Annotated in this window: 23 protein-coding genes; 12 read left to right on the top strand and 11 right to left on the bottom strand. The window is 69.1% G+C overall.

The window, feature by feature from the left end; all coding sequences use genetic code 11:
- The first annotated feature begins 66 nt into the window (after positions 1-66).
- Together ispF and ROY82_02360 are read left to right on the top strand one after the other, a co-directional pair.
- The gene (gene ispF / locus ROY82_02365; protein ID MDT3681312.1) at positions 67-543 is read left to right on the top strand and encodes a 2-C-methyl-D-erythritol 2,4-cyclodiphosphate synthase; all 477 of its coding nucleotides are present in this window, start codon (positions 67-69) and stop codon (positions 541-543) included.
- A 32-nt stretch (positions 544-575) separates the two neighbouring features.
- Positions 576-941, top strand: a complete 366-nt coding sequence (locus ROY82_02360; GenBank protein ID MDT3681311.1) for a DUF2200 domain-containing protein — start codon at positions 576-578, stop codon at positions 939-941.
- A 35-nt stretch (positions 942-976) separates the two neighbouring features.
- Here ROY82_02360 and ROY82_02355 read toward each other — a convergent pair whose 3' ends face one another.
- The 7 genes from ROY82_02355 to ROY82_02325 all read right to left on the bottom strand — a co-directional run bounded on the left by ROY82_02355 (position 977) and on the right by ROY82_02325 (position 7292).
- The gene (locus ROY82_02355; GenBank protein MDT3681310.1) at positions 977-1312 is read right to left on the bottom strand and encodes a Rieske 2Fe-2S domain-containing protein; all 336 of its coding nucleotides are present in this window, start codon (positions 1310-1312) and stop codon (positions 977-979) included.
- The gene (gene sufD, locus ROY82_02350; GenBank protein ID MDT3681309.1) at positions 1309-2631 is read right to left on the bottom strand and encodes a Fe-S cluster assembly protein SufD; all 1323 of its coding nucleotides are present in this window, start codon (positions 2629-2631) and stop codon (positions 1309-1311) included. The genes ROY82_02355 and sufD overlap by 4 nt, the downstream gene beginning before the upstream one ends.
- A gap of 2 nt (positions 2632-2633) precedes the next feature.
- Entirely contained in the window at positions 2634-4082 is a 1449-nt protein-coding gene (gene sufB / locus ROY82_02345; GenBank protein MDT3681308.1) for a Fe-S cluster assembly protein SufB, read from the bottom strand.
- Positions 4083-4149: 67 nt separating this feature from the next.
- Positions 4150-4911 carry a Fe-S cluster assembly ATPase SufC gene (sufC, locus tag ROY82_02340; protein ID MDT3681307.1) on the bottom strand — a complete coding sequence of 254 codons (762 nt, stop codon included), beginning with the start codon at positions 4909-4911 and terminating at the stop codon, positions 4150-4152.
- A 248-nt stretch (positions 4912-5159) separates the two neighbouring features.
- Positions 5160-6191: a serine/threonine-protein kinase gene (locus tag ROY82_02335; protein MDT3681306.1), complete on the bottom strand. Its 1032-nt coding sequence runs from the start codon at positions 6189-6191 to the stop codon at positions 5160-5162.
- Between the two features lie 14 nt (positions 6192-6205).
- Positions 6206-6880: a metal-dependent hydrolase gene (locus ROY82_02330; protein ID MDT3681305.1), complete on the bottom strand. Its 675-nt coding sequence runs from the start codon at positions 6878-6880 to the stop codon at positions 6206-6208.
- A gap of 58 nt (positions 6881-6938) precedes the next feature.
- Complete coding sequence (locus tag ROY82_02325) at positions 6939-7292, bottom strand: hypothetical protein (protein ID MDT3681304.1); 354 nt, start codon at positions 7290-7292, stop codon at positions 6939-6941.
- 153 nt (positions 7293-7445) lie between these two features.
- Here ROY82_02325 and uvrA point away from each other — a divergent pair, with 153 nt between their 5' ends.
- The 7 genes from uvrA to ROY82_02290 all read left to right on the top strand — a co-directional run bounded on the left by uvrA (position 7446) and on the right by ROY82_02290 (position 15342).
- A complete protein-coding gene (gene uvrA, locus ROY82_02320; GenBank protein ID MDT3681303.1) occupies positions 7446-10313 on the top strand; it encodes an excinuclease ABC subunit UvrA in 2868 nt (955 codons plus the stop codon).
- A gap of 144 nt (positions 10314-10457) precedes the next feature.
- A complete protein-coding gene (locus ROY82_02315) occupies positions 10458-11006 on the top strand; it encodes a hypothetical protein (GenBank protein MDT3681302.1) in 549 nt (182 codons plus the stop codon).
- 11 nt (positions 11007-11017) lie between these two features.
- Positions 11018-11626 carry a lysophospholipid acyltransferase family protein gene (locus ROY82_02310; GenBank protein MDT3681301.1) on the top strand — a complete coding sequence of 203 codons (609 nt, stop codon included), beginning with the start codon at positions 11018-11020 and terminating at the stop codon, positions 11624-11626.
- A 197-nt stretch (positions 11627-11823) separates the two neighbouring features.
- Positions 11824-12099 carry an HU family DNA-binding protein gene (locus ROY82_02305; GenBank protein MDT3681300.1) on the top strand — a complete coding sequence of 92 codons (276 nt, stop codon included), beginning with the start codon at positions 11824-11826 and terminating at the stop codon, positions 12097-12099.
- A 142-nt stretch (positions 12100-12241) separates the two neighbouring features.
- Entirely contained in the window at positions 12242-12943 is a 702-nt protein-coding gene (gene sdaAB, locus ROY82_02300; GenBank protein ID MDT3681299.1) for an L-serine ammonia-lyase, iron-sulfur-dependent subunit beta, read from the top strand.
- The gene (gene sdaAA, locus ROY82_02295; GenBank protein ID MDT3681298.1) at positions 12940-13782 is read left to right on the top strand and encodes an L-serine ammonia-lyase, iron-sulfur-dependent, subunit alpha; all 843 of its coding nucleotides are present in this window, start codon (positions 12940-12942) and stop codon (positions 13780-13782) included. The genes sdaAB and sdaAA overlap by 4 nt, the downstream gene beginning before the upstream one ends.
- Positions 13783-13935: 153 nt before the next feature.
- On the top strand, positions 13936-15342 hold the full coding sequence (locus ROY82_02290; protein MDT3681297.1) for an NAD(P)/FAD-dependent oxidoreductase: 1407 nt from the start codon (positions 13936-13938) through the stop codon (positions 15340-15342).
- Here ROY82_02290 and menC read toward each other — a convergent pair.
- Positions 15286-16398 carry an o-succinylbenzoate synthase gene (gene menC / locus ROY82_02285; protein MDT3681296.1) on the bottom strand — a complete coding sequence of 371 codons (1113 nt, stop codon included), beginning with the start codon at positions 16396-16398 and terminating at the stop codon, positions 15286-15288. The two genes, ROY82_02290 and menC, sit on opposite strands and share 57 nt — an antisense overlap.
- 74 nt (positions 16399-16472) lie before the next feature.
- Positions 16473-17456, bottom strand: a complete 984-nt coding sequence (locus ROY82_02280; protein ID MDT3681295.1) for a hypothetical protein — start codon at positions 17454-17456, stop codon at positions 16473-16475.
- A gap of 97 nt (positions 17457-17553) precedes the next feature.
- On the opposite strand from ROY82_02280, the gene mnmD reads away from it, so the two are divergent.
- Entirely contained in the window at positions 17554-18273 is a 720-nt protein-coding gene (mnmD, locus tag ROY82_02275; GenBank protein MDT3681294.1) for a tRNA (5-methylaminomethyl-2-thiouridine)(34)-methyltransferase MnmD, read from the top strand.
- Positions 18270-19283, top strand: a complete 1014-nt coding sequence (locus tag ROY82_02270) for an FAD-dependent oxidoreductase (protein ID MDT3681293.1) — start codon at positions 18270-18272, stop codon at positions 19281-19283. The genes mnmD and ROY82_02270 overlap by 4 nt, the downstream gene beginning before the upstream one ends.
- Positions 19284-19407: 124 nt before the next feature.
- Here the strand turns inward: ROY82_02270 and ROY82_02265 are convergent, their stop codons facing one another.
- Positions 19408-19797: an NADH-quinone oxidoreductase subunit 15 gene (locus tag ROY82_02265; protein ID MDT3681292.1), complete on the bottom strand. Its 390-nt coding sequence runs from the start codon at positions 19795-19797 to the stop codon at positions 19408-19410.
- Between the two features lie 111 nt (positions 19798-19908).
- Positions 19909-20601: an HAD family hydrolase gene (locus ROY82_02260; GenBank protein MDT3681291.1), complete on the bottom strand. Its 693-nt coding sequence runs from the start codon at positions 20599-20601 to the stop codon at positions 19909-19911.
- Between the two features lie 119 nt (positions 20602-20720).
- Here ROY82_02260 and ROY82_02255 point away from each other — a divergent pair, with 119 nt between their 5' ends.
- On the top strand, positions 20721-22967 hold the full coding sequence (locus ROY82_02255; GenBank protein ID MDT3681290.1) for a UvrD-helicase domain-containing protein: 2247 nt from the start codon (positions 20721-20723) through the stop codon (positions 22965-22967).
- Positions 22968-23062: the final 95 nt, after the last annotated feature.

Below are 23062 nucleotides of genomic sequence, written 5' to 3'. Positions count from 1 at the left end.
ATTCTCACACGGCGTCGGGGGCTGAGCCGCAGGGCTCCCGCGGGGCATAGTTGTTACCATCTGCCCATGCAACGGGAGTTCCGGGTCGGCCACGGTCAAGACGCCCACCGGCTGGCGGGGGCCGGCCCACTTCTCGTCGGCGGGGTGAGGGTGGAGAGTCCACGCGGCGCCCTGGCGCACTCGGACGGCGACGTTCTGCTCCACGCGCTCGCCGACGCGCTGCTGTCGGCGTACGCGCTCGGCGACATCGGGCGGCTCTTCCCCCCGACAGACCCGAGCCACGCGGGGCTTGACAGCCGCGAGATAGTCGCCCGGGTGCTCGACGACCTGCACCGCCACGCCGGGGCCGTGAGGATCGAGAACGTGGCCGCCGTGGTAACGCTCGACGCCCCCAAGCTGGGCGCGCGGCGCGAGGAGATCGCGGCCAGCGTGGCCGGCCTGCTCGGAATTACCCCCGACGCGGTCGGCCTCACCTTCAAGACGAGCGAAGGCATGGCGCCCGATCACGTGCAGGTGAGCGTCACGCTGTTGCTGTCGCGCTAAGCTGACTGCCGGGACGAGGAAGCGAGGTGGCGATGACAGCAGCGGGCACCGTCAAGAAACATCGCATCTACACGACCAGCTTCGCCAGCGTCTACCCTCATTACGTGGCGAAGGCGGAGAAGAAGGGCCGCACCAAGTCGGAGGTCGACGAGATCATCCGCTGGTTGACGGGCTACGACCAGGACGCCCTGGAGGCCATCCTGGCCGACACGGCGGACTTCGAGACGTTCTTCGCGCAGGCCCCTCGCCCGAACCCCGCGCGGTCGCTGATCACGGGCGTGGTCTGCGGCGTCCGGGTGGAGGACGTCGAAGAACCCACCATGCGGGAGATCCGTTACCTGGACAAGCTGATAGACGAGCTGGCGAGGGGGAAGAAGCTCGAGAAGATCCTGCGCTAGAGGAAGACGCTGGCCAGCGAGGTAGCCGCGCCGCGTCACACCTCCTGCAGCGTCACCATCACGCGATCGCCCTCACGCGTGGCCTGGAAGAGTTGGATCTTCTTCACGGCCGGCAGGGTGGCGCGACCGGTGCTCAGGTCGAAGGTGGCGCCGTGGTGGATGCACTTGACCTTCCCTTCCAGCAGTTCGCCGTCGTGCAGCGGGTAGTGCTGGTGGGTGCAGCGATCGGGGAGCGCGTAGAACGCGCCCCCCTGGTTGATCACTACGATCTCGATGCCCCCCACGGTGCGCTCGGTGATCGAGTCTTCGGGGAACTCCGTTACCGAGCCGACGTCGAAAGTCTGCGAACCGGCGGCGTCGGCCGCGCTCACAGCTTCTCCCTGACGCCGGGAACGCCGAGCTTGGCTTGCACCACCCGTTCGACGTACTGCGCCACCTTGGGCAGCGTCACGCGGCTCATGACCTCGTAGAGGAATCCAGTGACCAGCACGTGCTCGGCCACCTCCGGCCGCAGCCCGCGGCTCATGAGGTAGAAGCGCTGGTCCTCGGGGACGGGTCCGGTGGTGGAGCCGTGGGAGCACTTGACGTCGTTGGCCGCGATCTCGAGCTGCGGGATGGAGACGACCTCGGCGTCCTCGTCCAGCAGCAGGTTGCGGTTCGTCTGGTAGGCGTCGGTCTTCTGCGCGTGAGGGTCGACGACGATCAGGCCCGAGTAGACGGCCTGGCTGGCGTCGCGCACCGCGCCCTTGAAGAGCACGTCCGAGAAGCCACGCTCGGTCGAGTGGTGCTGCAGGGTGAACTGGTTGAAGTGCTGGCCCTCGTCGGCGAAGTAGAGCCCGAGCATCTCGCTCTCGGACCCGGGACCCTCGAGGCGGCTTTCGACCTCGGCGCGCGCGGCGTCGGCCCCCAAGCTGACGGTGACCGACTCGAGGCGCGCGTCCCTGCCCAGGTGGGCGCGGAGCTTGTTCATGTGCGCCACGTCGCGGCTCCAGTTCTGGAGGCTGACGTAGCGGAGCTTGGCGCCGTCCTTGAGGACGATCTCCGTGGCGGCGTCGAAGAACAGGCGCTCGCCGAAGGGCTCGCTCGTGTACTCGTCGATGAAGGTGAGGCGCGAGTTGACGTCCAGCACGATAAGGGTGCGGCCCAGGCCGATGCCGCCCGAGTCGGCCGTGGTGAAGGCGCCGAGCGGCAACTCGACCTCCACGTTCCTGGGCACGTACACGAAGGTGCCGTTCTCCCACAGGGCCGAGTTGAGGGCCGTGTACTTCGTCTGGGTGGCGTTGACGACGCTGTAGAGGTGCTCCTTCAGCAGCGCCTCATGCTCGCGGACGGCGGTTCGCAGGTCGGTGAAGACGACGCCCGCCTCCGTGATGCTGGCCTCGTTGTGCACCACCTTGTTGCCCTTGTGGACCATCACGCCCTCGGCGTCGGAGTCTGCTATGCGCATCTGGATGCGCTCGGAGACGGACTCGTCGCGCGGGCTCTTGGCCAGCGCCAGACCGCTCAGGGCGAAGCGCTTCAGTTGCGTGTAGCGCCACTCCTCGGTGCGCTCGGTGGGGAACGGCTGAGCGTCGTAGGAGCGCATCGCGGCGCGCCGCTCCTCCGCCAACCAGGCCGGCTCGTCGTAGGCGGTGATTATGCGCTCGACTGCGGCAGCGTCGATGGCGGGGTTGTCTACCAGTGTGGGCATCCTCAGCCTACGCTCCCTTCCATCTCGAGCTCGATGAGGCGGTTCAGTTCGACCGCGTACTCTAGCGGGAGTTCCTTGGCGACGGGGTCGAGGAAACCGCGCACGATGAGCGCCATGGCCTCGTCCTCGGCCAGCCCGCGCGTCATGAGGTAGAAGATCTGCTCGTCGTCGAGCTTGCTGACGGTGGCCTCGTGGCCGACGTGGGCGGTCTTCTCGCCGATCTCGATGTAGGGGAAGGTGTCGGTGCGCGCGTTCTCGTCCAGCAGCAGGGCGTCGCATTCCACGTTCGAGCGGGCGTTGGTGGCGCCCTGGTGGATCTGGACCAGGCCGCGGTAGCTGGAGCGGCCGGTGCCCTTGGAGATCGACTTGCTGACCACGCTGCTGGTCGTGTTCGGCGCCACGTGGATGACCTTGGCGCCGGCGTCCTGATGCTGGCCGTCGGTGGCGAAGGCGATGGAGAGGACCTCCCCGTGCGCCCCCTCGCCCACGAGGTAGGTGCTGGGGTACTTCATGGTGGTCTTGGAGCCGAGGTTGCCGTCGAGCCAGCCCATGCTCGCGTTCTCGTGGACCATGGCGCGCTGGGTGACGAGGTTGTAGACGTTGTGCGACCAGTTCTGGATGGTCGAGTAGCGCACGTGGCTGTCTTCCTGGCAGATGATCTCGATGACGCCCGAGTGGAAGGAGTTGCTCGTGTAGGCCGGCGCGGTGCAACCCTCGATGTAATGGAACTTCGACCCGGGGGCGCCGATGATGAGGGTGCGTTCGAACTGGCCGATGTTCTGGGCGTTAAGGAGGAAGTAGGCCTGCAGCGGCACGTCGACGTGGACGCCCTCGGGGACGTACACGAAGGAGCCGCCCGACCAGACGGCCGAGTTGACGGCGGCGAAGTAGTTGTCCTCGGGCGGGATGACGGTGGCGAAGTACTCCTTGAAGATCTCGGGGTGCTCCTTGAGGCCGGTATCGGTATCGAGGAAGATGACGCCGAGCTTCTCCCACTCCTCCTTGAGCTTGTGATAGACCATCTCCGACTCGTACTGAGCGCCCACACCCGCGAGGGCGCGCTGCTCTGCCTCCGGAACGCCGAGGCGCCGGTAGGTCTCGCGCACCTCTTCCGGGATATCGTCCCATGAGCCGGCCGTCCCCTGCTTCTCGTTGGGCCGCACGTAGAAGAAGATCTCGTCGAAGTTCAGGTCGGTAAGGTCGGGGCCCCACTTCGGGCGGCCCTTCTTCTCGGCTATCTCCAGCGCCCGCAAGCGGAACTTGAGCATCCACTCCGGCTCGTTCTTGAAGTAGCTGATCTGCTCCACGACCCGCTTGCTGAGGCCGCGATCGGACTTGAAGAAGTAGTCCTCGGTGAGCTTGAAATCGTACTGCTTGGTGTGCTCCATCCCCTCGAGCTTGGCGGCGTCGGGGTGGACATCCTGCACTGGCTGGTTGGTCAGGTCGGTCACTTGGCGTTCCTCCGCCCTTCTGGTTGCTTGAACGCCCGCTCGTTACGCGCGGGCAGCGCGTGTGTCGTCAGGCGCCCACGGTTTCGCGGATCCACTCGTAGCCCTTCTTGTCGAGCTCCATGGCAAGCTCCTTGGGGCCGCTCCTGACGATGCGCCCGTGGACCATCACGTGGACCTGGTCGGGCACGATGTAGTTGAGCAGGCGCTGGTAGTGGGTGATCACCAGCGCGCCGAACTCGGGGCCGCGCGCGGCGTTCACGCCCTGCGAGACGACCTTGAGGGCGTCGATGTCGAGGCCGGAGTCCGTCTCGTCGAGGATGGCGTAGCGCGGCTCGAGCACGAGGAGCTGCAGTATCTCGGAGCGCTTCTTCTCGCCGCCCGAGAAGCCCTCGTGCAGGTTGCGCTCGATGATCGACTCGTCCCAGTTGAGTTCCTTGACGGCGCGCTGGAGCTTCTTGTAGAACTCCATGACGCCGATCTCGTCGCCCTCCTCGCGGCGCGCGTTCAGCGCGAGGCGCAAGAAGTTCGCTATCGAGACGCCGGGTACCTCGACCGGGTACTGGAAGGCGAGGTAAAGGCCCTCGCGGGCGCGCTCGTCGGGCTCCATCTCGAGGATCGACTTGCCCTCGAGGAGGATGTCACCCGCCGTGATCTCGTACTGCGGGTCGCCGGCGATGATCTTGGCGAGCGTCGACTTCCCGGAGCCGTTGGGACCCATGAGCGCGTGAACCTCGCCACGCGGGACTTCCAGGTCTACGCCCCTCAGGATCTCCTCGCCACCGACTATCCGGGCGTGTAGGCCTTGGATCTCGAGCTTCTTGTCACTCATCTTCACACCTCTCGTGCGAGTTCGGCGTCGGTCAGGGGTTCCTGCCGGCGCCACAGCCACGCTAGGGCGTAGCGCTCAACTTGGACTCGTTCCGATTCTAACTCTTCGCACCGCAGCGGGGGTGCTCATACTTGACCGCCGCGCTATGTGTTCTAGCGTAGCAGGTGACGAGGGCGTGCCGGGTTCTGACGGACCCTACGCTCGGGCGTCGTTCTGGCCTTAAGTCGCGCCACACCCAGCGGGTCGCGTCAGTCCCGGGAGCGCCTGAACCAGCCGAAGATGCCGCGTTTAGCCGGCCTCTTGTCCTGGGCAGGTTTCCGGTCCTCCTCGAACGGCTTGTCGGACGCGCCGGCCCGCGAGCCGTCTCTTCGCCGCCCGCTGGTCGGGGGGTCGGTCTCGCCCGTCTTGCGGCTCGAGCGCCCCGTCGTCGGCTCGGGCGCCTGCTCGACGGCCTGCTCGCCGGTGCTGAACGCGCTCGCGTCGCTGCCCGTCGCCTTGGCGAGCGCGGTCGCGAAGTCGCGGGCGCTCTCGTAACGCCTGGCGGGGTCTCGCATCATGGCGTGCGACACGACGCGCACCACCTCTATGGCGAGGCCCGGCCGGAGGGCCCGCAGGTCCTTGGGTGCCGACGTGCGGTGCGCGACCATCAGGGCGTCGTAGGAGGCGCCGACGAACGGCCTCTCACCCGCGATGACCTCGTAGGCGAGCACGCCTAGGGAGTAGATGTCTGACCGCACCCCAGCGGAGTTGCCCTCGAACACCTCGGGCGCCATGTAGAAGGCGGTCCCGACGCGCTCTTCACCGTCGTCGCCCATGAACACGCCGGTCCCGAAGTCGCCGAGCTTCGCGTCGCCCGAGGCCGTGAGGAACACGTTGGCGGGCTTCACGTCACGGTGAAGGATCTGGCGTTCGTGAGTGTGGGCCAGGCCGGCGGCAACGTCGAGCACGAAGCGGTAGCAACGCTCGAGCGGCATGCGACCCTTCTCGAGCAGGTGCTGGTCGAGCGTTCCACCCGAGCAGTACTCCAGCGCCAGGAACGCGCCCGCTCCCGTGGGGAACCCCTCGAAGGCGGTGACCACGTTGGGCGAGGCGAGCTTGGTGGTGATGGCCACCTCGTTCTCGAACATCTTCTTGAGCACCGGCCGTTGGGCCAGCTCGGCCCTCGGCAGCTTGAGCGCCACCTCGCCGAACACGGAGTGCCGCGCCAGGTAGACCAACGCCGTCTGGCCAGAACCCAGGCGGCTGAGGACCTCGTAGCCCTCCGGCACGAACTTGGGCACGGCGTTAGCGTCGCTCAGAGCGTGACTTCCTCACCGGGGGCCAATACGAGGCAGCTGGTGCTGGTCGACTCCTCCACCGCGAGCTTGAACGCCTGCGCGTCCTGCTTCAGCAGGGGAAAAGTATCGTAGTGGATGGGGATGACCAGGCGCGGCTTGACGAGCTTGACGGCCTCGAGCGCCGCGGTGGGCCCCATGGTGTAGTTGTCGCCGATGGGCAGGAAGGCCAGGTCGAGTTGGCGCGCGGCCAGGAGGCTCATGTCGGAGAAGAGGCTCGTGTCACCCGCGTGGTAGACGCGCTTGTCGGCCACCTCCAGCACCACGCCTGTAGGCATGCCCCCGTACGTCCCGTCGGGGAACGAGCTGGAGTGCCACGCCTGGGTCAGGCTTACGCGGCCGAATGCGAACTCATGGCTGCCGCCGATGTTCATGCCGTGGCTCTCGAGCCCGAGGTTCGCCGCGTAATCGGCGATCTCCGCGGTACCCACCACCAGGGCGCCCGTGCGCTGCGCCAGCTCGGGCGTGTCGCCCCAATGATCGCCGTGTGCGTGCGTGACGAAGACCACGTCCGGGTTCAGCTCGGCCAACTCGACACCCGCGCTCGGGTTGTTGCTGACGAACGGGTCGAAGACGAACTCGTGGCCACCGGCCACCAACTGCACCCCGGCGTGACCGAGAAAGCGTACCTTCAATGTGTCCGCCTCCTTCCGATCCGACATAGGGCGGGCGGCTGCTCAGACGATGCTCCGGTCAGCGCGCCCCCACGTGGAACTGAACCAGGGCCAGGTAGTAGACCACGACGCCGATGGTGGGCAGGGCGGCGATGCCGGCGGCCTCCTTGTAGCGCTTCAACGCGAACAGCCCGAGCCCCAGGACGACCGACGCCAGGCTCACTACCGGGAACGCCCAGAACAGGGTGTTCCAGAGCCCGGTGAGGTGCAGCTGCACGATGGTGCCGCCGTTGCCCGTCGCCTTGAGAACTGCCGCCATGGCCCAGAAGATGGCGAACAAGAACGTGCCCAAGTACCCGAAGATCATGCCGTATACGCTGAACAGCCGCTCGTTGTCCACGTCCTCTGCCCTCTTGATGCTGACGCTTGCCACAAGTGCCTCCTTCGGTAGCCCTTAGCTTAGCAGTCACCGTGGGCGCTGCGCTCGGCTCGTGACCGGCCTACAGGCTTCCTGTCCGCCTCTGGTACACTGTCACGTTTAGCGCCGGCCTAGGGCGCCGCGCCGCTGGCACGTAAGGGAGGCACCTTGCAGGACCTGGTCATCCGCGGGGCACGCGCGCACAACCTGAAGAACATCGACCTCGAACTACCCCGCAACAAGTTCATCGTGTTCACCGGCGTGTCCGGTTCGGGTAAGTCGACGCTCGCTTTCGACACCATCTATGCCGAGGGGCAACGGCGTTACGTGGAGAGCCTCTCCGCTTACGCCAGGCAGTTCCTGGGGATCATGGACAAGCCCGACGTGGACTCCATCGACGGCCTCAGCCCGGCCATCAGCATCGACCAGAAGTCGACGAGCCACAACCCACGGTCCACGGTAGGCACCGTCACCGAGATCCACGACTACCTGCGCCTCTTGTTCGCCCGCGTCGGGACGCCTCACTGCCCCATCTGCGGCCGGGTCATCGAGCGCCAGTCGGCGTCGGAGATCGTGGACCGCCTGCTCGAGCGCTTCGCGGGCAAGCGGGCGATGCTCCTGGCGCCGGCCGTGCGCGGGCGCAAAGGCGAGTACCGCAAGCTGTTCCTCGACCTCAAGAAGGAGGGCTTCGCGCGGGTACGCGTGGACGGCGTGGTCCAGAGCATCGAGCAAGCGCTCGAGGCCGACTTGGAGCGTCACGAGAAGCACGACATCGACGTGGTCGTCGACCGCGTCGTGCTCGACGAAGCCGACCGCTCGCGCATTGCCGAGTCGACCGAACTTGCGCTCACGAAGGGCGACGGCCTGTTGCGGGCCTTCCTCCCGGACGACGGCGTGGACGAACTCTTCAGCGAGAAGTTCGCGTGCCCCGAGCACGGGACCTTCCTGGAGGAACTCGAGCCCCGCACGTTCTCGTTCAACGCGCCCTACGGCGCTTGCCCGCACTGCAGCGGGCTCGGCTACTTGCAACAATTCGACCCCGAGCTCGTGGTGCCGGACGACTCCTTGTCGGTCGCCCAGGGCGCCATCCAGCCCTGGACGGGAGGCCGCGGCGACGGTGGCAAGGTCTACTACTGGGACCGCCTGAAGGCCCTCGCCGAGTACGCCGGCTTCGACATCTCCGCGCCCTGGCGCGAGCTCCCCGAGAAGGCCCGGCGGCTCGTGCTCTACGGCAGTGACGAACCCATCGAGGTCGTTTACGAGCGCGGCGGCCGGGAGACCATGCGTTTCAAGGCGGAGTTCGAGGGCGTGATCCCGAACCTGCGCCGGCGCCTCAAGGAGGCGGCCACCGACACCATGCGCGAGCGCCTCGAGGAGTACATGTCCTTGGTGCCGTGTCAGGCGTGCGGGGGCACGCGTTACAAGCCCGAGGTCCTGGCCGTGACGGTTGGCGGCAAGAACATCGCCGAGGTCAGCAGCATGACCGTGAGAGACGGACGCCAACTCTTCACCGACTTCGAGTTGGACGGGGCTCATCAGAAGGTGGCCCGGCCCATCCTGCGCGAGGTGAACGCGCGGCTCGGTTTCCTCGAGGACGTGGGCCTCGACTACCTCAGCCTCGACCGCAGCGCCAACACCCTCTCGGGCGGCGAGGCGCAACGCATCCGGCTGGCCACGCAGGTCGGCAGCGGCCTGACGGGCGTGCTCTACGTCCTGGACGAGCCCTCCATCGGCCTCCACCCCAGGGACAACGCGCGGCTGCTCCGCACGCTCCTCAACCTCCGCGACCTGGGCAACACGCTCATCGTCGTCGAGCACGACGAGGAGACCATGCGCGCCGCCGACTACATCGTGGACCTAGGACCCGGCGCCGGTATCCATGGCGGGCGCGTCGTGGCGGCCGCTCCGCCGGAGATCCTCGCCAAGGACCCCGACTCGTTGACGGCCAAGTACTTGCGGGGTGAACTCAAGATCGAGGTGCCGAAGAAGCGCCGCCCCGGCAACGGCAAGCTGCTCACCATCGTGGGCGCGCGCGAGCACAACCTGCGCAACATCGACGTCGACATCCCGCTCGGCACCCTCACATGCGTTACGGGCGCGTCCGGCTCCGGCAAGTCGACCCTGGTGCACGGCATCTTGCACGCGGCCCTCGCCAAGCAGCTGTACCGCGCCAAGGCCCAGCCGGGGGCCCACACCCGCATCCGCGGCGCCGAGCACATAGACAAGGTCATCGAGATAGACCAGTCGCCCATCGGCCGCACGCCGCGCTCAAACCCGGCCACCTACACGGGCATCTTCACCGACATCCGCGACCTCTACACCCGCGCCCCCGAGGCGCGTAAGCGCGGCTACAAGCCGGGGCGCTTCTCCTTCAACGTCAAGGGCGGCCGCTGCGAGGCGTGCAAGGGCGACGGCACCGTCAAGGTCGAGATGTACTTCCTGCCCGACGTCTACGTGCCCTGCGAGGTCTGCAAGGGCGCGCGCTACAACCGGGAGACGCTCGAGGTGAAGATCCGCGGCAAGTCGATCGCCGACGTGCTCGCCATGACGACCGACGAGGGCCTCGAGTTCTTCGAGAACATCCCGACCATCGCGCGCAAGCTGAAGTTGATGCAAGACGTGGGCCTCGGTTACCTCAAGATCGGCCAGCCCTCCCCCACCCTGTCGGGCGGCGAGGCCCAACGCGTGAAGCTCGCCAGCGAACTCGGGCGGCGGGGGACGGGGCAAACGCTTTACATCCTCGACGAACCCACCACCGGCCTGCACTTCGACGACACCCGCAAGCTCCTCGACGTGCTCCACCGGCTCGTGGATCAGGGCAACACCCTGGTCGTCATCGAGCACAACCTGGATGTCGTCAAGACCGCCGACTGGATAATCGACCTCGGACCGGACGGCGGCGAACGCGGCGGCGACGTGGTCGCAACGGGCACGCCCGAGGACGTGGCGGCGATCACGACGAGCTCGACCGGCCACTACCTGCGGCACGTGCCGGAAGTGCTCGCCAGGTTGCGCGAGGTCGCCGACGTTGCCTGAGCACCGGCCCCCGACGCTCCCCGGCCGGCTGGGGCACGCTACTATGCCCTACGAGACCATGTCCTACCAGACCATGCCTTGCGAGCCGCTAACGCGACCGGCCCCCGTCCGGCTGCCCGCCGCCGACGCCGAACGGAGCACCGGATGATCCGCACGAGCCCCATGCCCCAACGCCTCTTCGCCGGGTTGTTCTTCTTCCTGGTGGCTTTGGTGTGCGCAGTGGCACCCATGCCGGTCCTGTTCCGCAGCCTGGGGATCGTGCTGGCCTCGTACCTCGCGTTCGCTTCGGCCGGCATGCCCGTGGCCTACCTCTGCGCCCTGGTGGCACCCCCCATCGGGCTCATCGGCGGCGACTCCGACTGGCTCGTGATTCTGCCCATCGTCTTGAGCGGCAACCTGCTCGCCATGCTCGGGTTGGAGTTCGCCTGGCGCCTCCCGGCGATCCTGGTGTCGCCCGCTCTCCTGGTGACGCCCGCCTTCGTGGCCTGGCAGCTCTCGCGCAAGCCACTCTTCGAGGTCACCCTGCCCTGGCAAGCGGGCGAGGCGACCTGGGTGGCCCTTCACTTCCTGGTAGCGCTGCTCGGAGTGCTCCTCGCCGTCTACCTTGACAGGCGCCGCCGCCTTCACGCTGCCGCCGGCCGGCCCGCCGAGGCGCCGACCGCCGCCTCCGCCCGCGCCGCTCGGCTCCGCTGAGGTCCCGAGCCTTGAGCATCCGCCCCACCGACCAACCGACGCCGTTGGAGCGCCTGTTCTCTCCCGTGTGGTTCATGCCCTTCGCCACCTGGGCCGTGAGGCTCTACGCCAGGCTGTTCCGCGGCCTGCGCGTGACCGGCCTGGAGCACGTGCCCAAGACCGGGGGCCTGGTCGTGGCATGCAACCACGAGAGCAGTTGGGACCCGCCCATCGTCGGCGTGTCGTTCAACCGCGAGCTAGAGTTCATGGCCAAGAAGGAGCTCTTCGAGAAGCCCTTCCCGCGCGCCGTCTTGCGCGGCCTGCGGGTCTTCCCGATCAACCGCGAGGCGCCCGACATCGGTGCCCTCAAGGAGGCCCTGCGGCGGCTGCAGGCGGGCCGGGTCATCGGGATCTTCGTGCAGGGAACGCGGAACGCCGGCGACGCCTCCGCGCTCGACGGCGCGGCCTACCTAGCGCAGCGCGCCGGCGTGCCCGTGCTACCCGCCGCCATCTGGAGTGAGGGGCGCAACTTCCGGGTGGCCTTCGGTAAGCCGCTGGAGGCGCCGGGCAAGACACGCGCGGACGCCACCCTGTTGACCGCCTCGATCATGCGGGAGATCCTTGCGCTGATCCCGGGCTGAGGCTCAGATCTGGCAGCCGCGGCGAGCCGAACCCCGCCCCCGCGCCCCGCGACCCGTGCGGAATCCTACAAACCCCGTTACAGAGCCAGTTTTCTCTTGTCACTCGCGGTTTCGTCTGCTACAGTGCGACCAAGTCAGAAAGTTGCACGGAGGAGGTCAGCATGGCGAAAGCCAAGGCAGCGCCGAAGTCCAAGTCAGTGTCCAAGGCCGATCTGGTCAAGGGGGTGGCTGAGGGAGCCGACAGGTCCAAGACCGACGTCAAGGCGGTGCTCGATCACCTGCTGGAGCGGATCAGCGGGCACTTGGACAAGGGCAGGAAGGTCCAGCTCACCGGCTTCGGCACCTTCGAGGTCCGCCACCGCAAGGCGCGCACGGGCGTAAAGCCCGGCACGACCGAGAAGATCAAGATCCCGGCCAGCAAGTACCCCGCGTTCAAGCCAGGCAAGGGCCTCAAGGACCGCGTCAAGAAGTAAGGGGCCTCCGGGGACCCTGTTTGCCTCGAGAAGGGCCGCGGCTGAATCCCACGCCGGGAGTCCAGCCGCGGCCTTTCTTGGCCCAGCCGATGGTTCGCTCGAGGAGCCCGCGCCGCTGCCGGGCGGGTAGACTTGGACCCTGATGTCCCTTCTCGATCAGATCGGCCCGGTGATGGTCGGCCCCTCGAGTTCCCACACGGCGGGCGCCTGCCGCATCGCCCTGCTGGCGCGCCACGTGCTCGGCTCCCCGCCGCGGCGGGCGCGTTTCGTGCTGCACGGGTCGTTCGCCAAGACCGCGCAGGGCCACGGCACCGACCTCGCGCTGGTGGCCGGCCTCCTCGACTACTACCCCGACGACGAGCGCATCCGTGACTCGTTCGCGCGCGCCGCCGCGCAGGGGCTGGAGTACGAGTTCACGACGGCCGACCTGGGCGACATCCATCCGAACAGCGTGCTCATGGAATTGAGTGCCGGCGACGGCGGCGAGAGCGTGTCGGTGCTGGGCTCGAGCCTGGGGGCCGGCTTCGTGAAGATCTCCCAGGTGAACGGGTTCGACGTGCAGGTGAGCGGCGCATACCACACGATCCTGGCGCTCCATACCGACCGACCCGGCGTGATAGCACGGGTGGCCAGCGTGGTGGCGGACGACGACGGCAACATCGCCACGGCTTTCTCGGCACGGCAACGCCGCGGTGGCCACGCCATGATGTCGGTCGAGATAGACCGGCCGCTTGCCCCGTACGCCGTGTCCTACCTCTCGCAACTGCCCTACATCCACTGGCTGCGCACGCTTCCGGCCGTCATGACCCCCGACTTCGCCAGCGCGGCGGAAGGCGCCTCATGACCCTCGCGGACATCATGGTCCAGGCCGGCAGCGCCTCCGAGTTCGTGCTGCAAGACGAGGTGGGCGACGACGCCGAGGCCCGCGAACACCTGCTGAGCACGATGCTGGACCGCATCGCCGAGATGCGCGACTCCATCCGCCGTGGGCTCGCCACCAAGGCGCCCAGCCGGACGGGGATGGTCGGGTGGAACGCCAAGACCCTGAACGACGCCCCCGACGCCCTCGGCGCACCGCTACTCAAGCGCGTGCAGGAGTACGCCATGGCCGTCAACGAGGAGAACGCGCGCATGGGCCGCATAGTGGCGGCACCCACCGCCGGCAGCGCAGGCACGGTGCCGGGCGCGCTCATCGGCGTGGCCGATCACCTGGGCAGGGACGATGCCGAGCTCGTCATGCCGCTCGTGCTCGCCGCCGGCATCGGGCAAGTGATCAGCAAGAGCATGTTCATCGCGGGCTCAACGGGAGGCTGCCAGGCGGAGATCGGCTCCAGCGCGGCCATGGCCGCCGCCGCGGTGACGGAGCTGCTCGGGGGCAGCGCCCACGCCTGCGTGCACGCGGCCGCCCAGGCGCTCATGAACACCATCGGGCTGGTGTGCGATCCCGTGGGCGGCTACGTCGAGGTGCCCTGCGTCTCGCGCAACGCCTTCTACGCCGTGCATGCGGTGGCCGCGGCGCAGCTGGCGCTGGCCGGCGTCGAGTCGGTCATACCCCCCGACGAGGTCGTCTACGCCATGGCCGCGGTCGGGCGCATGCTGCCCCCGGAGCTGCGCGAGACGGGAGAGGGCGGCCTGGCCGACACGCCCACTGGCCGCCGCATCGCGCTCAAGATGGCGCGTTGAAGCTGGCGCGCTGAAGCGCTAGGTGCGCCAGCTCACCGAAATGCCCCACGACGCTTGTACAATATTGCACTAGGGACTTTCGTCCTGCGGTGCTCCTGGCGCCTCGCCGGACATCCAACGCTCAACGAGGGTTCCGCGAAAGGGGGCAGCTTCATGTCCTCCCGTCCGAGAGTAGTGATCATCGGGGCCGGCTTCGGGGGCCTGACTGCGGCCAAGAAGCTCGCCAAGGCGCCGGTCGACGTCCTCATGATCGACCGCAACAACTTCCACACCTTCCAACCGCTCCTCTACCAGGTCGCGACGGCCGCCCTGGACAACAGCGACATCGCCTACCAGATCAGGGGCATCTTCCAGCACCAGGCCAACTTCCGCTTCCGCCAGGCCGAGGTGGTGGGCTTCGATCACGAAGAACGGCAGGTCCTGCTCAAGGGCGGCGACAGGGTCGGCTACGACTACCTGGTGATAGCCGCCGGCGCCGTGTACCACGACTTCGATACGCCGGGAGTGAGGGAGAACGCGTTCGTCTTGAAGAGCCTCGAACGCGCGGGCGTGCTGCGCTCGCACATCCTGAGGTCCTTCGAGGCGGCGGCCGCCGACCCTAGCCTGGTGGAGAAGGGCGCCCTCACGGTGGTGATAGTCGGCGCCGGGCCCACGGGCGTCGAGATGGCCGGGGCGCTCGTCGAGCTCTTCAACCGTGTGCTGGGCCGCGACTATCCCGAGCTCGACATGCGACTCGCGCGCGTCGTCGTCGTCGAGGCCGGGTCGGCGGTGCTGGCGCCGTTCAAGAAGCGCTCGCAGCGCTACGCCGAGAAGGTGCTGCGCCGCCGCGGGGTGGACGTGCGCCTGGGGGCGACGGTCTCGGAGGTCCGCGCCGACGCCGTGGTGCTCCGCTCGGGCGAGACCATACCCACCCGGACGACCGTGTGGGCGGCCGGCGTGCGCGCCCACCCGGTGGGCGAGGCGCTAGCGGCCGACCTGGGAGAGGGCCTGGAGCGAGGCTGGCGGCTGAAGGTCGAACCCGACCTCAGCCTGCCGGGCCATCCCGAGATCTTCGCGATCGGCGACGTGGCGGGCCCCATGGACAAGAGCGGCAAGCTGCTCCCCCAGCTGGCACAGGTTGCCATTCAGGGCGGCAAGCACGTGGCGAGGACCATCGAGCGGCGCCTGCAGGGGCGCAGCGGGCAACCCTTCCACTACCGCGACCTGGGCAGCATGGCCATCATCGGCCGTAACGCCGGGGTGGCAGAGCTCTCGCCCGCCCTGCTTTCATTCGAGTTGCGCGGCTTCGTCGGCTGGCTCGGGTGGTTGTTCCTCCACCTCATCTACCTGCCCGGCTTCCGCAACCGCTTCTCCGCCCTGTTCAACTGGGCCTACGAGTACCTGACCTTCGACCGGCACGCGCGTCTCATCCTCACGCCGCGCGCAGACACGTGGGGCCTCGCCGCGGACGCCAAGGCCGGGTCGTTGTCGGCCCCGAATCCGGGCCCCATCACCCCTCCCGACTCAGGCCGAGACGGCGCTGCTCCGCACGGTGAGACGTTCGATGAGGTCCCTACGTAGGGTGACGCCAAGTCCGGGACCGTCGTTCGGAATGCGCTGAATGCCGTCAACGGCGTCGAGCCGCTGGTCGATTATGTCCTCGTCGCCCCAGTAGCGGCCGGCGCTCGCCGTGTCGCCGGGCAGCGTGTAGTTCTCAAGCGTGCTCATGTGCAGGTTGTGCGCGCGCCCCACGCCGAGTTCGAGCATGCCGCCGCACCACACCGGCGCCCCGAAGGCGAGCGCCACGTCGTGTACGCGCCGGCCCTCCAGGTGCCCGCGAACGCGGCCGAGCTTGACGTTGATCACGCGCCCCGCGTCGATCTCGAGGCCCTTGCGGGCGTCGGCGGCCGAGTGGACGGACTCGTCGAGGCAGATGGGCGTGAGGAGCAGCGCCTGCAGCTTGGCGTGGTCGACGATGTCGTCGTGGGCGAGGGGCTGTTCGATGTAGTCGAGGCCCAGCTCGTCCAGCTGGCGGAACACGCGCGCGTCGGTCAGGCGGTAGGCGCTGTTGGCGTCCACCGTGAGCGCCATGTCAGGCAGCGCCTCGCGCACGGCACGCAGCGGCGCTACGTCCCAGCCCGGCTTGATCTTGAACTTCAGCCGCCGGTAGCCCTCGTCCGCGTGCCGCCGCGCTTCGTCCACCGTCGCCTCTACCGACGCCTGGATGCCGAGCGAGGCTCCGACCGCGACGCTCTCCCTCACCCCGCCCAGGAGGTGCCATAGGGGCACGCCGGCCGCCTTCGCCTGGAGGTCCCAGAACGCAGTCTCCAGCGCGGCCACGGCCATGTTGTGCCCACGGATGGCGCCCAGCGCCCCGAGCAGTTGGGCGGGGGTGTGGAACTCCTTGCCGACCACGCGCGGCAGCACGTACTGCTCCAGGGCCGTCCACGCCACGGCCGCCGTCTCGTAGCTGTACCCGGGTTCGCGGTTGGCGGTCACTTCCCCGTAACCCTCGAGGCCTCCGGCATGCACCACGAGAAGCACCTTGTGCAAGTCCCGTTCCAGACCGAAGCTGGTCTCGAAGCGGAACCGCAGGTTCACCGCCAGTTCGCGTAGTTCCACACGTTCGATCTTCATCGAGAGCCTCCGGCCGCCCAGCATAAGCCGCGCGCGCTGCGGGGCCGGCACCTACCCCGCGCAGTTCGGTCGCTTCAGAACTCGTCCGGGAAACGTAACCCGCCGTGGCGCTCGCCTTGCTCCTCGGGAGGATTCGGTTGGCGCAGGGGCGGGCCCTTCACCGACGCGTCGCCCGGCACGTCCACCAGCGTCCGGCGCGCGGGCCGCTCCGGCGCTACGCGCGTTGCCGCGGCAGCGGCCTCGGCCGCCTCGCCCGCAACGCGGCTGCGCTCGGCACGCGCTACCCGGTACTCCTCGACCTGCCGTTTCAGGCTCTCGGCCCGCTCCATGGCGCGGCGCGCCCTGGCCTTACGCCGTTCCCGCCTCCGCGACGACTCGAACGCCCTCCGCTCTCGCCGCCGGCGCTCCTGCGACGCCAACCGCCGGGCCGGCACGGTGCGGCCCTCCAGGGCCTTCACGCGGTAGCGCTGGTCCCACGGTTCCCACTCGAGCGGCGCCACCAGGCGGAAGAGCCGGCCCTTCACACGGCCACTGAAGAGGTAGAGCTCCACCACGCCCTCGTCACCCGGCAGGTCGAAGAGGTCCGCCGACACGTCGACGGCAGCGTTCGGGGGCACCACGGCGCCCGCCTCGGCCACGACCGGGAGCCTGCTGCCGCGCGTGCGCACGGCCAGCTCGATGAGCTGCACGGGGTAGGGGTTCAGGTTGCTGAGCGCCAGCTTCAGCAGGTGCTGCGCCCGCGGCGGGGCCTCGAGGCCCGCCCCGAGCCCCCCATCGCCGGGCGCCACGTAATCCGTGCCCGGCTCGCCGACGAGCAGCACCTCGCCATGCGAGATCATCATCTCGGGCAGCCGCATGCGTTTCCTGCCGCGCGCCCGTGCCAGCAGCGCCACCACCACGGCGAGCAGCCCCAGGACCACGAGCCACGTGAGCAGCTGCCAGCCGCGGGGGTCGAGCGGCCCGCCCTCCAAGCCCGCCAGCAGGCCCAGGAGCCAGTCTCTGGCCGCGCGGTACGTCTGCGCGACGGCGTTACCGGCAAGTTCCAAGAAGCGCACCATCCTCCTACATTCTGCCCGCACCAGCCGGGCCTCGGAGTCTAACGGCGAACATCGTGAGAACGCTGGAAGGCGGGCACCTTGGGGGTAGCATCTGCCCGTGAGCCAAGACCCCCCAACCGTCATCGTCACCGAGGACGGTTCGCGCACCCTCTCGAGCGCCCGCGGCGCGGCCTACAAGTCGCTACACGGCGCCTTGAGCGAGGCGCACGCCGTCTACCTGGAGGGCAGCGGCATGGCCGCCAGGCTGGCAGACGGACGCGCCGGCCGGGTGCTGGAGGTCGGCTTCGGGGCCGGGCTCAACTTCCTGGTGACGGCCGCCGCGGCGCAGGCGGCGTCAGCGCCCCTCGAGTACGTCGCCCTGGAACTGGCACCGCCCTCGGCCGACACCCTACGGGAGTTGCGTTATGCGGAGCTGCTCGCGCCCTCGACGGTGACGGACGCGCTCGTCGCCTGGCGCGCGGGCCTCGGCGAGATCGTGGCGAGCGGCCGGCACGTCTTCGAGCACGGGCGCGTTCGGCTCGAGCTGTTCGTCGGCGACGCCCTCTCGCCGGCGTGGGAAGTGGGCTCGAACTGGCGGGCCGACGCCATCTACCACGACGCCTTCAGCCCCTCCGAGCAGCCCGAACTCTGGTCACCCGAGTTCCTGGCGCGGTTGGCGGGGCGGCTGGCCGCCGGGGGCGCCCTCGTGAGCTTCACCGTGGCCGGCGACGTGCGCCGCGCCCTGGAGTCGCAGGGCTTGAGCGTGAGCAAGGTCGGCGGGCCGGAGGGTGGCAAGCGCGAGGTCCTGGTGGCGCTGAAGCCGGCCGCGGCCACATGAGCGTGCAGCTGCCGAGCGGCGCCGTGGACGTGCTGGTGGTGGGCGGCGGCATCGCCGGCGCGACCCTCGCCTACTGCCTGGCGCGCGAGGGTGTTGGGGTGCTGCTGGTGGACGAGGGCGGCACACGCGCCGGGGGCGCCTCGAGCGTCCCGGCCGCCCTGCTCAACCCGAACCGGGGCCGCAGCGGGCGCGCCTCCGCCGCCGACCTGGCGGGCCTCGCGGGCTTCTGGTCCCTCACGTCCGAGCTGGAGGGAGGCGGCCACGAGACGGGGGCGAGGCGGACCGGCGTCCTCCGGGTTGCCGACAACGCCCGTCAGGCGCGTGGCTGGCAGCGCCTCGAGGGCACCACTTGGCTGGAGCCGTCCGAGGTGCCGGCCGCCTACCATGCCCCGCACGGGGCGATGCTCGTGGGGCGCGGCGGCTGGGTGCGCCCCGGCAAGCTCCTGGGAGCCCTCGAGACGGCGACCGCGGCGCGCGGCGGCGTCACTCTAAGGGGCGTGCGCGCCGGGGGGCTGACGGCGAACGCGCACGGCGTGACCGTCGACACCAGCTCCGGCCCCCTGCGAGCGCGCGAGGTGGTGCTCTGCCTCGGGGCGCAGCGCCCACCGGGCTTCCGGCTGCCGGAGTTCGAGACCGTCTGGGGCGAGGCGCGGGTCCTCGGCGCCGCGGTGGACGCGCCCTATCCGGTGGCGGGCTCCGTCGTCGCGGCGTTCGGCACGGACGAGGTGTACGTGAGCGGCGGCCACACGGCAGTACCCGCCGAGCCAGGCGCCCGCCTCGACGACGACCTGCGCCGCGCGTTGTCGTGGCACGTGCCGGCGGTCGCCGCCGCCCCCACCCTGACGCGCTGGGTCGGCGCGAGGGCCAAGCGCCCGTCGGGCGAGCCCGTGGCCCGGCGGTTGACGCGAGGCGTCCTCATGTTCGGGGCACTGGGGGGTCGGGGGTTCTTGCGAGCGGCAACGGTGGCGGAGGCAATGGCAAGCCGCCTCCGTAAGGAACTGCTGGGTTGAGGGAACTGCGGGATCGAGGAGCCGCCAAGTTGAGCGACTGCCGAGTCGACGGGCCGCTGAGTCGACGGGCCGCCGAGTTGACGGTCGAACGCGGCAGCCCGCCGGCTTGGGCGTCCTATTCTGCCTAGGTGGCGGCCACCTCGAACACGCCATCGGCCAGCCGGAACAGGTGCTCCTTGGTGAAGGGCCTGGGGCCCTCCATCAGCCCACGCCCGTCCTCCGCGAGGGTCAGCTTCCTGTAGATGTGCGACTGGAACGGGCGCAGTGAGATCTCCTTGAACGCCGCTGCCCGCTGGCTGCAGGAGGCAAAGAGGATGGGCTCGTCGGCCGGGGTGGACAGGCTTGCCGACATGACGGTGGTGGGTAGGTCGTAAGGGCGCTCCATGCGGTAGATGTAGTCGGTGAAGTCTCCCTGCTTCACGAACTTGACGCCATCATGCTGGGCGGCGTACTCGCGCATCCACTCGAGCAGCTCGGCCCAGGCCCGGTAGAAGGCCATGTCGGTCTCGGTCATAGGCGCATTCTACCCACGTGCGAGGGGGCGTACCGCGGCTGGGGTTGGCCGTCACGCAATGCGCTTGCACGGACGAGTTCCTCGCGGACTCGCCGCGTCCGTGGCCGAGCCTCAGCCCCCGAGCAGCTCGCCCAGCCCGAGGAGCTCGGCGAGTTGCCGCCGCACCGCCGCGAGGTCGGCCGCCTGGCCCACGCCGGCGGGGACCGGGGCGGTCGGCGTGCCCACGTGGATGGCCTCGAGCCCGTAATCGATCGCGCCGCCGATGTCGGCGTCCAGGTCGTCGCCGATCATCACCGCCTCCTCGGGCACGACCTCCAACGCCGTCAGCGCGAGCGAGAAGATGCGCGGGGCAGGCTTGCGCGCGGCAACGTCGCGGTCGCCCGACACCAGCACGGCGCGGAAGTGCCGCTCGAATCCCAGGGCACGCAGGGCGGCCCGCTGCATGTCGTCGGGGCCGTTCGTCACCAGCACCAGCTTGACGCCCCTGGCATCCAGGTCGGCCAGCAGCTCGGCGGCTCCGGGCAGTGCGCGATAGTCGGCCGCGTACCAGGCCATGGCGGTGGCGGCGAGCTGCGCGAGGTCGGCGGGCGGGCGCTGCTCCAGCCCGTCCAGCACGCGCCGCAAGACCAGTTCGAACGTCAGGGGGCCATCCCTACGCAGCTCGCTCGAGACGAGCTTGGCGAACGCGTTGGTGTCGCACTGGTGGAGGCCGAGCTCGTTACGAACCAGGGCCGTGAACGCCCCGAAATCGGCAGCGTAGTGCCCTAGGGTGTCGTCTAGGTCGAAGCAGACGGCTTTCGTCATCAGCGTAGGGTACCTCTTGGGAGGGCGGCGGCGGCAAGCGTCCGGCGCGGGCTTGCCAACGTCTCCCCCTCCGCCGGGCCGCCGGCGGACCCGGGTTATGCTCGACAATCGTGTTGGCTATGGAACTCCTGGCGCCGCTGAACGACGAACAGCGGCGCGCCGTGACGCACTTCGAGGGCCCCGCCCTCGTGCTGGCGGGCGCCGGCTCGGGCAAGACCCGCACGGTCGTGCACCGCATCGCCTACCTGCTGGAACAGCACGACGTCCTGCCGCAGCAGGTTCTCGCCGTGACGTTCACCAACAAGGCCGCGGGCGAACTGCGCGAGCGGGTCGAGGAGCTGATCGGACTGCCCGGGCGCGACCTGTGGGTAAGCACCTTCCATAGCGCCTGCCTGCGCGTGTTGCGCGCCTACGGGGAGCGCATCGGGCTCCAGCCGGGCTTCGCCATCTACGACGACGGCGACCAACTCGACCTCTTCAAGGACATCCTCCGCAACGTTCAAGGGCTGAGCGAAGCCAGCCCCAGGGCGCTGCGCGCCATCGTGGACCGCGCGAAGTCTCACCTCTGGACGCCCGAGCTCTTCGCGAGCGAGGGCCAGCGCGTCTGGGGGCCCGTGGTCTCCGGCCTGCGCATCGAGCTCGTGGAGGACGTGTACCGGCAGTACCAGGCACGCCTCACGGCCGCCAACGCCGTCGACTTCAACGACATCTTAGGCCGCACGGTCGACCTCTTCGAGGCCCACCCCGACGTGCTCGAGCGCGTGCAGCAGCGCGCGGTCTTCATTCACGTCGACGAGTACCAGGACACCAACCCGGCGCAGTACCGCCTCACGAACCTGCTGTCGAGCACGTACGACAACCTGATGGTCGTCGGCGATCCCGACCAGAGCATCTACGCCTTCCGCGGCGCGGACGTTCGCAACATCCTGGACTTCCGCCAGGACCACCCGGAGGCGGCCGTCTACCGCCTGGAACTCAACTACCGCTCGGTGGGCAGCGTCCTGAATGTCGCGAACGCCGTCATCGGCCACAACCAGGGCCGGATCGAGAAGACCCTCAAGCCGGTCAAGGGCGAGGGCGAGGTCGTGCGCGTCTACCACGCGGCCGACCACCGGGCAGAGGCCGACTTCGTGGCCCGGACGGTGGAACGTATCCGCGCCGAGCGCGAACTGCCCTACGACGCCTTCGCCGTGCTCTACCGGACGAACTCGCAATCGCGCGTCATGGAGGAGGCCCTCCGGCGCGCCGACATCCCGGGGCGGATAGTGGGGGGCGTGGGCTTCTACGACCGGCGCGAGGTGAAGGACGTGCTGGCTTACGCCCGGGCCGCACTCAACCCGGCCGACGACGTGGCGTGGCGCCGGGTGTTGGGCCGCCCGAGGCGTGGCATCGGCGCCACCAGCGAGCAGCGCCTGGTCGCCTGGGCAACGCGCAACCAACGGCCGTTCGCCGGCGCCTGCCGCGCGGCCGACGAGGTCCTGGCCGGCACTCCCGGCGCCAAACGCGTGGCCGAGTTCGTGCACCTGATGGACGACCTGGCCGCCGCGGCCGAGGAGTTGCCCGCCGCCAACTTCCTCAAGTTCGTTTACGACGCCACCGGCTACCTAGACGCCCTGAAGGCCGAGGACACGCACGAGGCGCAGGGGCGCATCGAGAACTTGGAAGAACTCCTCTCCGCCATCACCGAGTGGCAGGAGGAGGAGGGCGGCAGCATCGCCGAGTTCCTGGACGAGGCGGCACTCCTTGGCAGCGTCGACGACAGGGCGGTCGAGGCCGTGAACGGCGAGAAGATCGACGACGCCGTTACCCTGATGACCCTCCACAACGCCAAGGGCCTCGAGTTCCCGGTCGTGTTCCTGGTCGGCATGGAGGAGGGCCTCATGCCGCACCGCAGCTCGACCGGCTCGCTGCCCGAGATCGAGGAGGAGCGGCGCCTCCTCTACGTCGGCATTACGCGAGCGCAGGAGGAGCTCTACCTCGTGCACTGCGAGGCGCGCCTGATCTTCGGCCGCACCGAGCCCGCCAGGCCCAGCCGGTTCCTGGCAGACGTGCCGTCCCAGTTGCTGCAAGAGACGGACGTGTTCGGCCAGAAGCTCGAGGCGAATAGCTCTGCCAACAAGTTCTCGCGCAACGTCTGGTCGCCGCCCACCGCCCCCACCGGCGCTCGGACGGGTGGCGCGGCGCCCGCAGTCGGGCCTGGCGGCCTCACCCTGCGCGGCGGCGAGCGCGTGAAGCACCCGAAGTTCGGCTTGGGCACCGTGGTCGGCGTAAGCGGCGAGGGCGCGCGCGCCGAGGTGACCGTGGTGTTCGAAAGCGCCGGGGCCAAGCGGCTGCTGATCAAGTTCGCGGGTCTGTCGGCGGCCTGAACCCCGCTGCCGTCGTCCGCGGTCGTGGGGGTCGGGGCTTCCGTGGAGGGACTGCCGGCTGGTGGTATGCTCCACGAAGCCTAGAAGACCCCAGG

This window comes from Truepera sp. (genome assembly GCA_032027045.1).
In the GTDB taxonomy this organism is placed as follows: Bacteria; Deinococcota; Deinococci; order Deinococcales; family Trueperaceae; genus JAAYYF01.
This window is presented reverse-complemented; position numbering and strand designations above follow the sequence as displayed.